This window comes from Mycobacterium sp. TH-M11, assembly GCF_057473725.1.
Genome location: NZ_JBYCLD010000538.1, coordinates 1 through 13,978, shown reverse-complemented (window position 1 = coordinate 13,978; position 13,978 = coordinate 1). Strand labels below are relative to the sequence as shown.

Annotated in this window: 14 protein-coding genes, 1 tRNA gene and 1 pseudogene; 8 read left to right on the top strand and 8 right to left on the bottom strand. The window is 65.9% G+C overall.

Annotated elements, in window-relative coordinates; all coding sequences use genetic code 11:
* Positions 1–205: pseudogene (locus AC2VOG_RS20435) on the top strand (SAM-dependent methyltransferase); the annotation flags it as partial.
* 29 nt (positions 206–234) lie between these two features.
* Here the strand turns inward: AC2VOG_RS20435 and AC2VOG_RS20430 are convergent.
* Together AC2VOG_RS20430 and AC2VOG_RS20425 are read right to left on the bottom strand one after the other, a co-directional pair.
* Positions 235–975 carry an AraC family transcriptional regulator gene (locus AC2VOG_RS20430; protein ID WP_486941640.1) on the bottom strand — a complete coding sequence of 247 codons (741 nt, stop codon included), beginning with the start codon at positions 973–975 and terminating at the stop codon, positions 235–237.
* Positions 976–1,022: 47 nt separating this feature from the next.
* Complete coding sequence (locus AC2VOG_RS20425) at positions 1,023–1,910, bottom strand: fructose bisphosphate aldolase (protein WP_486941639.1); 888 nt, start codon at positions 1,908–1,910, stop codon at positions 1,023–1,025.
* A 149-nt stretch (positions 1,911–2,059) separates the two neighbouring features.
* Here AC2VOG_RS20425 and AC2VOG_RS20420 point away from each other — a divergent pair, with 149 nt between their 5' ends.
* Positions 2,060–3,166, top strand: a complete 1,107-nt coding sequence (locus AC2VOG_RS20420) for a M42 family metallopeptidase (protein ID WP_486941638.1) — start codon at positions 2,060–2,062, stop codon at positions 3,164–3,166.
* Here the strand turns inward: AC2VOG_RS20420 and AC2VOG_RS20415 are convergent.
* Positions 3,144–3,773 (bottom strand): TetR/AcrR family transcriptional regulator, encoded by a 630-nt coding sequence (locus tag AC2VOG_RS20415; RefSeq protein ID WP_486941637.1) that lies wholly within the window; start codon positions 3,771–3,773, stop codon positions 3,144–3,146. The two genes, AC2VOG_RS20420 and AC2VOG_RS20415, sit on opposite strands and share 23 nt — an antisense overlap.
* Positions 3,757–3,957 carry a hypothetical protein gene (locus AC2VOG_RS20410; RefSeq protein ID WP_486941636.1) on the bottom strand — a complete coding sequence of 67 codons (201 nt, stop codon included), beginning with the start codon at positions 3,955–3,957 and terminating at the stop codon, positions 3,757–3,759. The genes AC2VOG_RS20415 and AC2VOG_RS20410 overlap by 17 nt, the downstream gene beginning before the upstream one ends.
* Before the next feature lie 88 nt (positions 3,958–4,045).
* Between AC2VOG_RS20410 and AC2VOG_RS20405 the strand changes: the two genes are divergently transcribed.
* Complete coding sequence (locus tag AC2VOG_RS20405; protein WP_486941635.1) at positions 4,046–5,806, top strand: N-acyl-D-amino-acid deacylase family protein; 1,761 nt, start codon at positions 4,046–4,048, stop codon at positions 5,804–5,806.
* A 41-nt stretch (positions 5,807–5,847) separates the two neighbouring features.
* Here AC2VOG_RS20405 and AC2VOG_RS20400 read toward each other — a convergent pair whose 3' ends face one another.
* Positions 5,848–6,081, bottom strand: coding sequence for a hypothetical protein (locus AC2VOG_RS20400; protein ID WP_486941634.1), 234 nt, complete (start codon positions 6,079–6,081; stop codon positions 5,848–5,850).
* A 260-nt stretch (positions 6,082–6,341) separates the two neighbouring features.
* Between AC2VOG_RS20400 and AC2VOG_RS20395 the strand changes: the two genes are divergently transcribed.
* Positions 6,342–6,794, top strand: coding sequence for a DUF5994 family protein (locus AC2VOG_RS20395; protein ID WP_486941633.1), 453 nt, complete (start codon positions 6,342–6,344; stop codon positions 6,792–6,794).
* Here the strand turns inward: AC2VOG_RS20395 and AC2VOG_RS20390 are convergent.
* Positions 6,770–8,206 (bottom strand): protein adenylyltransferase SelO, encoded by a 1,437-nt coding sequence (locus AC2VOG_RS20390; RefSeq protein ID WP_486941632.1) that lies wholly within the window; start codon positions 8,204–8,206, stop codon positions 6,770–6,772. The two genes, AC2VOG_RS20395 and AC2VOG_RS20390, sit on opposite strands and share 25 nt — an antisense overlap.
* 86 nt (positions 8,207–8,292) lie before the next feature.
* Here AC2VOG_RS20390 and AC2VOG_RS20385 point away from each other — a divergent pair, with 86 nt between their 5' ends.
* Positions 8,293–9,930 (top strand): glutamate--tRNA ligase, encoded by a 1,638-nt coding sequence (locus AC2VOG_RS20385; protein ID WP_486941631.1) that lies wholly within the window; start codon positions 8,293–8,295, stop codon positions 9,928–9,930.
* Between the two features lie 50 nt (positions 9,931–9,980).
* Here AC2VOG_RS20385 and crcB (AC2VOG_RS20380) read toward each other — a convergent pair whose 3' ends face one another.
* Both crcB (AC2VOG_RS20380) and crcB (AC2VOG_RS20375) read right to left on the bottom strand, forming a co-directional pair.
* Complete coding sequence (crcB, locus tag AC2VOG_RS20380) at positions 9,981–10,352, bottom strand: fluoride efflux transporter CrcB (protein WP_486941630.1); 372 nt, start codon at positions 10,350–10,352, stop codon at positions 9,981–9,983.
* A 62-nt stretch (positions 10,353–10,414) separates the two neighbouring features.
* Entirely contained in the window at positions 10,415–10,822 is a 408-nt protein-coding gene (crcB, locus tag AC2VOG_RS20375) for a fluoride efflux transporter CrcB (RefSeq protein ID WP_486941629.1), read from the bottom strand.
* A gap of 61 nt (positions 10,823–10,883) precedes the next feature.
* Here crcB (AC2VOG_RS20375) and pgm point away from each other — a divergent pair, with 61 nt between their 5' ends.
* The 3 genes from pgm to AC2VOG_RS20360 all read left to right on the top strand — a co-directional run bounded on the left by pgm (position 10,884) and on the right by AC2VOG_RS20360 (position 13,910).
* Complete coding sequence (gene pgm, locus AC2VOG_RS20370; RefSeq protein WP_486941628.1) at positions 10,884–12,527, top strand: phosphoglucomutase (alpha-D-glucose-1,6-bisphosphate-dependent); 1,644 nt, start codon at positions 10,884–10,886, stop codon at positions 12,525–12,527.
* Positions 12,524–13,783, top strand: a complete 1,260-nt coding sequence (locus AC2VOG_RS20365) for an MFS transporter (RefSeq protein ID WP_486941627.1) — start codon at positions 12,524–12,526, stop codon at positions 13,781–13,783. Before pgm ends, AC2VOG_RS20365 begins: the two co-directional genes overlap by 4 nt.
* A 54-nt stretch (positions 13,784–13,837) precedes the next feature.
* Positions 13,838–13,910: transfer RNA gene (locus AC2VOG_RS20360), tRNA-Ala, on the top strand.
* The last annotated feature ends 68 nt before the right edge of the window (positions 13,911–13,978 follow it).

Here is a 13,978-nt window from a genome sequence, read left to right as displayed (position 1 = left end):
GTTTCGAGTGCTGCGGCCCGGCGGTGTGTTCGCCGGCAGCGACCGCGTGCCGTCGCTGCCGTTCCGATTCGTCCACATCGGCGACACCTACAACCCGGTTCGGCCCGACGAACTGCGGAATCGCCTCTGCGCGGCCGGGTTCGGTGCTGTCCGCATCGACGTGGCCGGTGTCCAGCTGCGCTGGCGGGCTGTCAGACCCGACTAGCCGGTAGCCCAGTTACGTTGCGGTTGTCCCTAATTCACCGGAGAAGCCCCGGGGGTGTGGCCGAAGCTGCGCCGGAACACCTCGATGAATGCGCTTGCCGACGACCAACCGCATTGGTGGGCCACCGTCGTCACCGGTGTGCGCTCGGCGAGCAGAATCAGCGCGCGGTGCAAACGTAACTGGGTACGCCACTGCGGGAAGGTCATGCCGAGGTCTTCGCGGAACAGCCGCGACAGAGTGCGATCACTCGCGCCGACCAGATGACCCAACTCGGCAAGGGTACGGCTATCTCCCGGGTTGGCCTGCAGGATGTCGCAGACCGCTGTGAGCAGGGCAGTGGTCGGGGCGGGAACGTGCAAGGGCTGCTGAGGCGAGCTGCGTAACTGGTCCAGCAGGACGGCGCGCACGCGGGCTCTTGCCGGCGTCTCTGGCTCGTCGCGGGTGTAGGCGATGATGAGCTCACGCAGCAGCGGTCCGACGGTCAGCACGGTGGGCGAGTCCAGTCGCAGTGGATTGTCGGCGGCAGCCAGGCCCACAGTGTGCAGCTTGAGTTCGCCGTAGGCGCGGTGCGCGTGAAACGTCCCGGCAGGAATCCAGATGGCCCGCGTTGCCGGCGCGATCCAGGACCCCCGGTCCGTCGTCACCGCCAACACGCCGCGCCCGGCGTAGACGATCTGGTGGTCGTCGTGTCGGTGCGCCGGGATCTGGTCGCCCGACGCGAGCCGCAGGGTTCGGGTCGGAGCGGTCGACTCGTGGCGGATTTCCAGCATCGGGAAGTAGTTTATTGAAAGTCCGACACTCTCGGCTGCGGTCGGGGTCAGGTCACCGATGCGGCGTAGATCTCGTCGATGTTGGCCTTGAGCTTTTGATCGAACTCGGCATCGCTCTGGTCGACGGTGAGACCCTCAGTCAGGGCCCGTGAGAAGCTCGCGATCAGAAGGTGGTTGCGGGACAGGATGTCGGCGCTCTGGGCGAGGCTGTACCCACCGGACAGGGCGACCACGCGCAGCACCCGGGGATGCTCGATCAGCGGGGTATAGAGACCGGCTTCGTCCGGCAGCGTCAGCTTGAGTATCACCTGCCGAGGCTCGGGAAGACCGTCGAGTTTCTCCTGCAGCGCCGCCACCAAAAGCCGTTCCGCCGTTGATTTTTCGGCACACTTTATGCTGACCTCGGGCTCGATGATCGGCATCAGGTCATGTCGCGCGATGGCCGCGGCGGCCTCGAATTGCTGGTCGACGATCGCGGTGATCCCAGCGCCATTCGGCTCCGCGATGAACGAGCGCATCTTGGTGCCGAAGACGCCCTTGGCCACGGCCCGCTCGAGCAGTCCGTCGAGTCTCGTCAACGGCTTCATCAGCTGCACGCCATACCGTGCGTCCGCCAGCCCCTGATCGACCTTGACGAACGGCACGATGTGCTTGTGCTGCCAGAGGAAGTCGACAGTGTCCACGCCGTTGATGGCCCGATCCATCGTCTGCTCGAAGAGAATCGTGGCCAGAATCTTGTCGCCGGTGAAACTGGGGCTCTCGATCAATCGGGCTCGAGCCTGGTGCATGAGGTCGAACATCTGTGCTTCGTTGCCGTACGCATGCTCGGGAATCCCGTAGAGAGCGAGCGCTTTGGGGGTGCTGCCACCGCTTTGATCCAGCGCGGCGATGAAGCCCCCGCCCGACTCCATCCGCTGAAGCTGCTCTTCGTTCATTGCGATCCCTCCGCCATCGGCCAGTCAACTCGCTGAATCCAGCATCGCGCACGATGCCGTTCGCGGCCACCACTTCATGATTCGTCGGCGAACCAGCCTGGTCCGTCAGCGAGTCGATCGCTACCGTGGGGAAGACGGGAAGGAAACGGATGGGGCAGCGAGACCTGAACACCACCGAGAAGTTGTTGCAGGAACTGTTGTGGACCTACGGGCCCTGCGGTCAGGAAGACGCGGTGCGCGCCGTGTGCGCGCGCGAATTGCAACCACTGGTCGACGATATGTGGACCGACGACGCCGGCAACCTGATCGGCTACATCGCCGCGGAGCCGTCGGAATCGACCGGGCACCGGCAGCGCACGAGTTCGATCTCCGGCGGTTCGGCAATTCGGGTCATGGCGCACATGGACGAACTGTCGATGATGGTCAAACGAGTCGAACCAGACGGCGCACTGCACATGACGCAGCTCGGCACCATGTACCCGGGCAATTTCGGACTCGGTCCGGTCGCTGTCCTCGGCGACGCCCAGACCCTGACCGGTGTACTCACGCTCGGCTCCGAGCACACCACCAAGGAGAGCCCGCGAATCTGGGAGACCAAACCCGACAAAGGTGATCGCTCGCTGGACTGGCACCACGTCTACGTATTCACCGGCCGCGCGCCCGACGATCTCGCCGCTGCCGGGGTACATGCCGGAACGCGGGTGTGTGTCGACCGCAGCAAGCGTGACCTCGTCGAGTTCGGCAGCTATATCGGCGCGTACTTCCTCGATGACCGGGCTGCAGTGACGGCACTGTTGCGCGCGGCGCGCCTGATCCATGAGCGCGGGCAGCGACCAGAGCAGGATGCATATCTCGTCTTCACCACCAACGAGGAGATCGGAGGTGTCGGTGGCTCATACGCAAGTGCCACACTGCCCGGCACGCTCACCATCGCCTTGGAGGTCGGTCCCACCGAACGGGAGTACGCGACCACGGTCACCGGCGGTCCGATCGTCGGTTACAGCGACGCGTTGTGCGTCTACGACAAAGACGTTGCTGATCGATTGATGGGGATTGCGGTCGCTCGGGGGCTGTCCCCGCAGCCGGCCGCGTTGGGAGCCTTCATGTCTGACGCCTCGCACTCGAAAGCCAGTGGGCTGACCCCGCGGGCGGGACTGTTGTGTCTGCCCACGCTGAGCACTCACGGCTTCGAAGTGATTCCGCGCGCCGCGATCGAAGACGTGGCCGGCATCGTCACAGATTTTCTTGTGGGGTAACCGCTTTCGGCAAAGTCGTGAGCAGCGCGGCCAGCCCGTACTCGAATACCGCGTCGTAATCGGTCGGGGATTGAAGGGCCTGCACCAGTGCCTGATCGGGCCAGTCGTCGTCCCACAACGAGGGGTCTTCCTCTTCGTGTTTGGCCCCGCGGATCGCCGAGAACTGCATCACCGCCGACGATATGACATGCACCTGCACCGCACGCAGCACCAGTGCGGCCTGGGTGCCGGTCACACCCAACTCCGCGAGCAGTGCGGCCAGCTTCTGCTGGATCGGCAGGAACAACGTCGGCGTGCGGTCGCGTTCGTGGGCGATGGCGAGCAGGTGTTGGCGTTCGATCAACGCCTGACGCTGCGAACGGGCCAGGGAAGCAATACGTTCCACCGGTTTGCCGCCGGTAACGGGTAGTTGCGCCATCTCGCTGAGCAGTCGGTCGACCAGGCTGTCGAAGAGTTTGTCGCGACCGCCGACATGCCAATAGATCGACGTCACCGCCACCCCGAGTGCTTCGGCGAGGCCCCGCATAGTGAACGCCTCGACGCCCTGGCGTTCGATCAGGCCGGCGGCGGTGTCCAGGATCGCCGTCGCGTCAAGGGCTGCCGGCACCGGGTTCACTTCCACTGATGCGGTTCTGTGCGGGCAGGTCTAGGTAGCGATCGAGATTGCGGTCCCAGTTCAGGTCAACGTCGCGGCCGGCGGCGAACGCCGGGGAGTAGTACCGGACGGCGGGTACCAGCGCCGGCCGCTGCGGCGGTGCGCCGATCGCATCTTCGCCGGCGCGAGTGGTCATAGAACTACCCCCGGAGCCTCTGTAACGGTGTTACATTTTCTTTGGAGTGGTCACTGTACCTGTCGGCAGTGCGGCCCTAGGAGTGAATGTGTTCGATCTCAAAATCACCGGTGGCACCGTCGTCGATGGGACCGGCGCGGACCGATACGACGCCGATATCGCCGTCAAAGACGGCAAGATCGTCGAGATTCGGCGCCGCGGTCCAGGTAGCCCATCGCTGGAAGGCGATGCCGTCGAGACCATCGACGCATCCGGCAGGATCGTCGCGCCAGGATTCGTCGACATCCACACCCACTACGACGGTCAGGTCAGCTGGGACGCGTTGCTCGAGCCGTCCAGTGGCCACGGGGTGACCACGGTGGTGACCGGTAACTGTGGTGTCGGGTTCGCGCCGGTGCGGCCCGGCCGAGAGGACTGGCTGATCGGCCTGATGGAAGGCGTGGAGGACATCCCCGGCGCCGCGCTCACCGAGGGTATCTCGTGGGGCTGGGAAAGCTACCCCGACTACCTCGACGTCATCGGCCGGCGGCATTTCGCCGTCGACGTGGGCAGTCAGGTGGCGCACGGTGCGATCCGCGCCTACGCGATGGGCGAGCGCGGCGCCCGCAACGAGCCGGCCGCGCCGGACGACATCAAGGCGATGGCGCGCCTGGTACAGGAAGCGATCGAGGCTGGGGCACTGGGCTTTTCAACCTCGCGCACGATCGGCCACCGGGCCATCGACGGTGAACCGGTACCGGGAACCTATGCCGCCGAAGATGAGCTGTTCGGGCTCGGCCGGGCAATGGCCGCGGGTGGTCAGGCGGTTTTCGAGCTCGCGCCGCAGGGTGTCGCCGGCGAGGACATCATCGCCCCCAAGAAAGAGCTGGAGTGGATGCAGCGGTTGGGTGCTGAGATCGATCGCCCGATCTCGTTCGGCATGATCCAGGTCGATGCCGCTCCGGACCTGTGGCGCGAACAGCTCGACATCTCGGCGGCGGCGCACGCCGCGGGCAGCCGACTCTACCCGCAGATCGCCGCGCGTCCCTTCGGCATGTTGTTCGGGTTCGACGGGCACCACGCCTTCACCCACCGCCCGACGTTTCGGCGGCTGAAGGCCGAATGTACCCGCGAGGAGTTGGCGCAGCGGTTGGCCGACCCGGCCGTCAAGTCCGCGATCCTTGCCGAGGACGACCTGCCGCCAGATCCGAATTTGTTGTTCGACAACATGTTTGCACTCGCCCAGTACGCGATGGGGCGCACCTACGCGATGGGCGACCCGCCCGATTACGAACCGACCGACGAGCGCACCGTCGAGAAGATCGCGGCCGAACGCGGCGAAGATCCGCTGTCGACGCTCTACGACCTGATGCTCGAGCACGAGGCGACGTCGATGCTGATGCTGCCGTTCTACAACTACGCCCACGGCAATCACGACGCGATCCGCGAGATGCTGACCCATCCGGCGGGCGTGGTCGGCCTGTCCGACGGCGGTGCGCACTGCGGCATGATCTGCGATGCGTCGTTCCCGACCTTCCTGCTCACGCACTGGGCGCGCGACCGACGCCGCGGCGACAGGTTGCCGCTGGAGTACGTCATCCGTAAGCAGTCGTCGGACACCGCGCAGCTATTCGGGCTGTCCGACCGTGGCGTCGTCGAGATCGGAAAACGTGCCGACATCAACGTGATCGACATGGATGCGATCACCCTGCATCGACCGGTGATGGCGTACGACCTGCCGGCGGGCGGCAAGCGGCTGATTCAGGGTGCGTCGGGTTACCAGGCCACCATCGTCAACGGCGTGGTGACGCGCCGCGACGGCGCCGACACCGGCGCACGGCCGGGTCGGTTATTGCGCGGCGCGCGCTGAGCCAGGGCGTTCTCGATCAGCACCTCGGCGGCCGCCCGTTGTCACCCTGCTTTGGCGTACCGGCGAACGAGATCGGCCTCTCCGAAGGCATTGGCATAATCCGTGCCTCTGTCGTCGCGGCCGAAGAACGTCCACCTGCGGGGGGCCTGCTGAGGGGTGCTGATCAACTTGACGGTGTAGCGCAAGCTGGTCTCGCGCAGGGTGCCGATGACGTCACCAACACGGATCTGAGACGGATGAATCTCGGGCGCTTCGCGCCAACTTTGAGTAACCACTGGTTCCTTACGGTTTTCCTTATTCTCATTCTACGCGCTTTGGATGCACGGTGGTGTCCCAAATTGGCCGACCCGGCCGTCGGTGGCGTAGCGTGGATGACGAGCCTTTTCGTTGTCGGCGGTGATGCATCGCGGCACGTGAGCATGGCACTCACGGACAATGGGATTCCTCCGCTTCCTGCAGCGGCCGGGGGCGACGTTGGCCGTTAGGTAATTCCGTTGACTACCAATGCTTGTAGCTCTAATCGATCTGCCGTCAGATGACCCATTGGCGATCGGCAAATCCCGTTCGGCTCTCACTGGCCAGTGAGTTCGGCGGAGAAATCGACGGCGCTTGGTGGCCGCGAGTCGACCGCATGACGGTCGAGCTACCCGGTCTCATTCAGGCTTTGACGCCGACGCTGGGCGGCATCACCTCCATCAACGTGAACTGGCCGCACCTTCAGCGGCCGCCAGACTTCAACTGGCCTGGCTGGGAAACCAAGCCGCAGCACGTCATCACCGTCAACGGCGAGAAGGCGCGGGTCAGTCTGTTGATCGTCGCGTACACCACCCACAGTGGGCTGGCGCTGATGGTGCTGCGACGGGCCGCCGGTTTGACCATCGTTCCCGCCGATCGTGACAAACCCGCGTTCGTGACTGCCGGGTCGATTCTGCAGGCCGCACTGAAACAGCGTGCCGCGGCAGATCAGGTGCCGCAGAACGTCTGGTAGTCACCGCAACCGTCTGGCGCCGGGTGCGCGTAGCGCTCCAGGCCCGGTCGCTCGAGGTACGGGTCGCTGATTGCAACGAGCAACTGCTGGAAGGGATTCAGATCGCCGGCGGTCGCGGCTCCCAGTGCTTCCTCGACGAGATGGTTGCGCGGGATGTAGCTCGGGTTGCTCCGATTCATCAGTGCCGCATCGGGATTCAGCGCTTGCCAGCGTGAGATCCAGGTGTCGATGCCAGGTATCTGAAGGACTTCGGCGGGGCTGCTGAGGGCGCGGAAGAACGAGGTGTAGTCGGCTCGGCCCTCCTTGAGCAGCGCGAGCAGATCCTCGGACAACGACGTGACCGTGGCGGCGTCGACATCGGCCGCCAGCCCGAGCTTGGCCCGCATCCCGTCGGTCCACGTTGCGTCGTACTGATCGCGGAAAACCTGGAAAGCCTTCTGCGCGAAGACAACCCCGTCATCGACCGCGTCGGCCAGCAGCGGCAGCAGCGACTCGGCGAACCTGGCGAGATTCCACCCGGCGATCGCCGGCTGGTTGCCGTACGCGTAACGACCCCAGCTATCGATCGAGCTGAATACCGTGTCGGGATCGTAGGCCTCCATGAAGGCGCACGGGCCGTAGTCGATGGTCTCACCCGAGATCGTCATGTTGTCGGTGTTCATCACCCCGTGGACGAAGCCGATCAGCATCCACCGCGCCACCAGCGACGCCTGCACCGCAGCCACCGCCTCCAACAGCGCGAGGTAGGGGTTCTCGAGCATCGCGGCCCCGGGGTAATGGCGGGCGATCGCATGGTCGGCCAACCGGCGCACCAGGTCGAGGTTGCCGGTGGCCGCAGCGAATTCGAAACTGCCAACTCGCAGATGGCTGGCGGCGACGCGGGTGAGCACGGCGCCGGGCAGCGGTGTCTGGCGGTGTACGGTGCGGCCGGTGGCCACGACTGCCAGCGATCGTGTGGTCGGGACGCCCAGCGCGTGCATCGCCTCGCTGACGACGTACTCACGCAGCATCGGCCCGACTGCCGCCAGCCCGTCGCCGCCGCGGGCGAACGGCGTGGGGCCCGAACCCTTGAGGTGAATGTCGCGCAACCGCCCGTCGGCGTCGGCGAGCTCGCCGAGCAGCAATGCGCGACCGTCGCCCAGTTGCGGCACGTATCCGCCGAATTGATGCCCCGCGTAGGCCTGGGCGACCGGCCTGGCCCCGTCGGGAACCTGGCCGCCCACCAGGAAGCTCAGCCCGTCGGCGCTGTCCAACCAGGCCGGGTCGAGCCCGAGTTCGCCAGCCAGCGGTGTGTTCACGACCAGCAGCCGCGGGTCGGGGAAGGTCTGAGCGCGCCAGCTGACAGCCATCTCGGGCAGGTCGCTGGCGAAGCGGTCGTGCAGAGCAACGGCGGTGTCGGGTGTGATGCTCATCGTGCCCAGCCTACGGGCGGCACAGCCGGTGACCAGCCTGACTAACATCGACGGGGCCAACCACCGTAGAAGGAGCCGTCACCGCAATGCTAGAGCCGCATGAGGTCGACCGCCTCTTTCCCGCCGACCTGCCCGAGCCCATCGAGTGGGAACAGCGCTACCCGCCCCGCGACCTGCCCGCCGACGCCCAGGTGACCCGGTTGGCCCCGTCGCCGACCGGCTTCATTCACCTCGGCGGCATCTACACCGCGATGATCGACGCATCGGTCGCGCACCAGAGCCATGGCCGCTACTTCGTGCGGATCGAAGACACCGACCAGTCTCGCGAGGTGGCAGGAGCCTACGAACAATTCGATCGGGCGTTTGCCTACTTTCGGGTCATTCCCGACGAGGCCGTCGGCGCCGGCGGCGATTACGGGCCCTACCGCCAGTCCGAGCGCGCGACGATTTATCTGAGCTATGCGCGGGAGATGTTGCGCGCCGGCAAGGCGTACCTGTGCTTCGCGACGTCGGATCAGCTCACCGAGATCCGCACCCGCCAGCAACAGCTCAAGCGGCCGACCGGTTACTACGGTGAATGGGCGATCTGGCGCGACGCCGACGATGCCGCGGTCCGCGAGCAGTTGGAGTCAGGCGCGCCCTACGTCGTGCGTTTCCGCTCGCCCGGCCGCACCGGCGGACGAGCATCCTTCATCGACGCGATCCGCGGCGAATTGTCGATGGAGGACAATTACAACGACGTGGTGATCCTGAAATCGTCTGCGTCGGTGCAACTTCCGACCTACCACTTTGCCCACGCCGTCGACGACCACCTGATGCGATGCAACCTGGTGATCCGCGGCGAGGAGTGGTTGTCGTCGACGGCGTTGCATCTACAGTTGTTCGCGGCGCTGGGTTTCCCGGCGCCCACCTACGCCCACATCGCGCTGCTGATGAAGCAGATCCCCGGCGGCAAGCGCAAACTGTCCAAGCGCAAAGATCCCGAGGCCGACGTCGACTTCTACATCCGCTCGGGCTATCCCGCCGATGCCGTGCTGTATTACCTGCGCGGGCTGGCCAACGGGCGGCTGGCCGAGGTTCCGCTGCCCGACGCCCTCGCTGCGCCGATCTCGCTTGCCGAGTGCGGCGGCGCGGGGCCGCTGGTGGACCTGGTGAAGCTGGAAGACATCAGCGCAGACCACATCGCGACACTGACCGGTCCGCAGATCTATGCCGCGCTGACGACGTGGGCGGCCGAGTTCGATCCCGAGCTGCGGGAGGTGATCGAGGCCCGTCCGGAGCAGACCCTGGCCGCGCTGGCCGTCGAGCGTGACGGCGTCGACAACCCACGCAAAGACCTGCGCAAGTGGTCGGATTTCCGCGACGCGTACGGTTTTTTCTTTGCCGACCTGTTCACGTTGGTGGCTGCCGACGACGCGCAACTGGAGCTGCCGATCGACCTGGTCCGGTCCTTCGCCGGCGAATTCGTCGCGGGCTACCAGGATCTCGACGACCCGGTGCAGTGGTTCCAGCAGATCCGCGACCTGGCCATGAAGTTCGGCTTCGCGGGTAACGCGAAGGAATACAAAAAGAACCCCGATGCCTACCCCGGTTCGATCCGGGAGGCCTCGCAGCTGATTCGGGTCGGCCTGACCGGTTCGACCAAAAGTCCCGACCTGTTCCAGATCGCGCGCACCCTCGGGCGCGACGAGGTAATCCGGCGAATCACCACCCTGACCGGGTAGCGCCGGTCCATCGGGGCGGTGTTCGATCAGGTTGCGGGCGCTGTCGCGGCTCAGTGCAGGTGCGGGTTGAGCAGGCCGCCGGTCCACTGCCCCAACAGCGTCGCCCCGATACCCAGCGCCATGCTCACGACGACGTTGGCCGTAGCAGTAATGACTTGCCGCTCCTCGCCGAGCCGCTGTGTTTCCAGCATCCAGGTGGAGAACGTGGTGTAGGAGCCGACAAGAGCGGTACCCGCGAGCAACGCGGCGTAGCCATCCAAGGCCAAGGCGCCGAGGAACCCGAGCAACGTGGCGCCGCTGATGTTGACCGCCAACGTACCCAACGGAAACGACTTGCCCGCCCGCCGCGCCACGGCGCCGTCGACCAGGAAGCGCAGCATGGCGCCCACGCCCCCCGCGAGAAGCACCCCAATCCAGATCATCGGCGTCGCTCCGGGTGCCTCATCTGGATCGCACCGTTCGGGTCATGGTCGACGGCGGTCATTCAACGCACCGCTGCCCGTCGAACCAGCGCCGACGCGAGATGCACCGCCAGCAACCCCACCACGATGCTGATGCAGGTGTATCCGATCGCCAAGCCGTAGTGGTGCCGTTCGATCATCGCCAACGTTTCGACCTGCATGGTCGAGAAGGTGGTCAGGCCACCGCACAGGCCCGTTCCCAGCAGAGGACGCCGGTAGCTCGACAGTGGCAACCGCTCCAGCAGTCGCGTGGTGAAATACCCCAGCAAGAAGGCGCCGACGATGTTGGCAATAAACGTCGTCCACGGCCAGCGCGCCGGATCGGTGGTCAGCAGAACGCTCAGACCGGTGCGTGTCAGGGCGCCCAGCGCGCCCCCGGCGAACACCGCGGCCAACTCCCGATAGTCGCGCGGCGACGCGGAGCTTGCCACTCGTCGAAATCCCTTCGGTTGCAGGCGGTGCTCAGGCAGCTTATTCGGCACAATCGACGACATGGTGGTCAACCCTCGTGCCGGTCAGCCGGCCCTGCCCGAAGACCTCGTCGACCTGCCCCATCTGATCACGGCGTACTACTCGGTCGAACCCGATCCCGACGACGCCGCTCAGCGGGTGGAATTCGGAACGTCGGGGCATCGTGGCTCGGCGCTGGACGGCGCGTTCAACGAGGCGCACATCCTGGCCATCACTCAGGCGATCATCGAGTACCGTGCCGCGCACGGCACAAGCGGCCCGCTGTTCCTCGGCCGGGACACCCACGGGCTGTCGGAGCCGGCGTGGGTGTCGGCGCTCGAAGTGCTCGCCGCCCACGACGTCGTCACCGCCGTCGACTCCGCCGACCGTTACACGCCGACTCCCGCAATCAGCCACGCGATCCTCGCCCACAACCGGGGCCGCAGTGCCGGACTGGCCGACGGGATCGTGGTGACGCCTTCGCACAACCCGCCCTACGACGGCGGCTTCAAATACAACCCGCCCAATGGTGGTCCGGCCGACACCGCTGCGACCAACGCAATTGCCCAGCGCGCCAACCAGATTCTCAAAAGCGGCGAGGCGGTGAAGCGGGTGCCGCTGGCCCGCGCACTGCAAACCGTTCAGCGGCACGACTACCTGGACGCCTATGTCGCCGACCTGCCGAACGTGGTCGACGTCGAGATCATCCGCAAAGCCGGGATCAGGATCGGCGCCGACCCGCTCGGCGGGGCCAGCGTCGACTACTGGGCCGCGATCGCCGAGCGGCACCACCTCGATCTGACCGTGGTGAACCCGTTGGTCGACGCGACCTGGCGGTTCATGACGCTCGATCACGACGGCAAAATCCGGATGGACTGCAGCTCGCCGGACGCGATGGCGGGGCTCGTGCGAACGGTAACCGGCAACCCCGACCGCTACCAGATCGCCACCGGCAACGACGCCGACGCCGACCGGCACGGCATCGTCACCCCTGACGCTGGTCTGATGAATCCGAATCATTATCTGGCGGCGGCGATCGACTACCTCTACACGCATCGGCCGAACTGGCCCGAGGGTGTGGCCGTCGGCAAGACCGCGGTCAGCTCGTCGATCATCGACCGGGTGGTGGCCGGCCTGGGGCGAAGGCTGGTCGAGGTGCCCGTCGGGTTCAAGTGGTTCGTCGACGGTCTGATCAGCGGCACCGTCGGATTCGGCGGCGAGGAGTCGGCGGGGGCGTCGTTCCTGCGCCGCGACGGGTCGGTGTGGACCACCGACAAGGATGGCATCATCCTGGCTCTGCTGGCCGGCGAGATGTTGGCCGTCACGGGCAAAACGCCGTCGCAGCGTTATCAGGAACTGACCCAGAAGTACGGCACGCCCAGCTATGCGCGACTTGATGCGCCGGCGAACCGCGAGCAGAAGGCCCGGCTGTCAAAGCTGTCGCCCGAGCAGGTCAGCGCGACGGAGTTGGCCGGTGAGGAGATCACGGCGAAGCTGACGACGGCGCCGGGTAACGGCGCACCGTTGGGCGGATTGAAGGTGACGACGGCCAACGCCTGGTTCGCGGCACGGCCGTCGGGCACCGAGGACGTGTACAAGATCTATGCCGAGTCATTTCGTGGTCCAGATCACCTATCGGACGTCCAGAGAGCTGCGCAACAGGTTGTGGATAAAGTCATCGGGTGATCCTCGTCTCTCCGCGCGCCCGCTTGACGTTGTGGCGCCGCGACAACACGAGTCTGCCGCGTGAAGCGTGGGTGCTGATCGGGGCGAACGTGGTGGCCGCGCTCGGCTATGGCGTGGTGTCGCCGGTGCTGCCGGCCTACGCCCGCACGTTCGGCGTCAGCATCGAGGCGGTGACGTTCGCGATCACCATCTTCTCGGTGATGCGCCTGTGCTTCGCGCCGCCCAGCGGAATGCTAGTCCAGCGGATGGGGGAGCGCCCGGTCTATGTGGCCGGGCTGTTGATCGTCTCGGCGTCGACCGGCGCGTGCGCTTTCGTGCGCAACTACTCAGAGCTGTTGGTGTTCCGCGCTATCGGCGGCATCGGTTCGACGATGTTCTTTATCTCTGCGCTGGGCTTGATGATTCGGATCAGCCCGCCCGATGCGCGCGGTCGGGTTGCCGGGCTGTTCGCCAGCTCATTCTTGGTCGGATTGGTCGGTGGCCCGCTGATGGGCAGTCTCACAGCGGGTTTCGGGCTCCGGGCGCCGTTCCTGGTCTACGGCGTGGCCATGCTGGTGACCGCTCTCGTCGTCTTCTACAGCTTGCGCGGGTCGGAGCTGGGCGCGCCGGCCGAGCACATCGATCCACCGGTGAGCCTGCGTACCGCGCTGCGGCACCGTGCGTACCGTTCCGCGCTGTTGTCGAACTTCGCGACCGGTTGGGCGGTGTTCGGACTGCGGATGGCCGTTGTACCACTGTTCATTTCGGATGTGCTGCATCGCGGGCCGCGGATGACCGGCTTGGCACTGGCGGTCTTCGCGATCGGCAACGTCGTCGTGGTGATGCCCAGCGGCTACCTGTCGGACCGGATAGGCCGGCGCGGGTTGTTGATCGGAGGCCTGCTGGCGTGCAGCGTGGCGACGGTCGGGTTGGGCATCTCGTCGTCGCTGACGGTGTTTCTGGTCGCGGCGTGTGTGGCTGGTGCGGCGTCGGGGGTGTTCGCATCGCCCCAGCAGGCCGCGATCGCCGACATCCTCGGCAACGCCGCGCGCGCGGGCACCGCCGTCGCGACGTTCCAGATGATGGCCGACCTGGGCGCGATTGCCGGAGCGATGGGGGTGGCCAAGATCGCCAAGCACTTCGGCTTCGAATGGGGCTTCATCGTCAGCGCCTTCATCCTGGCGTGCGCGGCCGTCGTGTGGATGTTCTCGCCGGAAACCCAGCACCTCGACCCGCTGACCCACAACGACTGGGATCCGCCGGCCGAGCCCGCTTGATCAGCGACTTTGAAGCCGGGCAGGCCGTGGTGTAACTTCGACAGGCACGTCTTCGGGGCTATGGCGCAGTTGGTAGCGCACCACACTGGCAGTGTGGGGGTCAGGGGTTCGAATCCCCTTAGCTCCACAGGAAAATCGCAGGTCAGAGGTGCCATCTGAGATAACGTCGAGGGTTACGTAACGTATGGCGTAACA

Coding starts and splice junctions, on each gene's coding strand:
- AC2VOG_RS20430 (WP_486941640.1), bottom strand. CDS start 975: ATGCTGGAAATCCGCCACGAGTCGACCGCTCCGACCCGAACCCTGCGG.
- pgm (WP_486941628.1), top strand. CDS start 10,884: ATGGTGGTCAACCCTCGTGCCGGTCAGCCGGCCCTGCCCGAAGACCTC.
- AC2VOG_RS20390 (WP_486941632.1), bottom strand. CDS start 8,206: ATGAGCATCACACCCGACACCGCCGTTGCTCTGCACGACCGCTTCGCC.
- crcB (WP_486941630.1), bottom strand. CDS start 10,352: ATGATCTGGATTGGGGTGCTTCTCGCGGGGGGCGTGGGCGCCATGCTG.
- AC2VOG_RS20385 (WP_486941631.1), top strand. CDS start 8,293: ATGCTAGAGCCGCATGAGGTCGACCGCCTCTTTCCCGCCGACCTGCCC.
- AC2VOG_RS20420 (WP_486941638.1), top strand. CDS start 2,060: ATGGGGCAGCGAGACCTGAACACCACCGAGAAGTTGTTGCAGGAACTG.
- AC2VOG_RS20395 (WP_486941633.1), top strand. CDS start 6,342: ATGACCCATTGGCGATCGGCAAATCCCGTTCGGCTCTCACTGGCCAGT.
- AC2VOG_RS20410 (WP_486941636.1), bottom strand. CDS start 3,957: ATGACCACTCGCGCCGGCGAAGATGCGATCGGCGCACCGCCGCAGCGG.
- AC2VOG_RS20425 (WP_486941639.1), bottom strand. CDS start 1,910: ATGAACGAAGAGCAGCTTCAGCGGATGGAGTCGGGCGGGGGCTTCATC.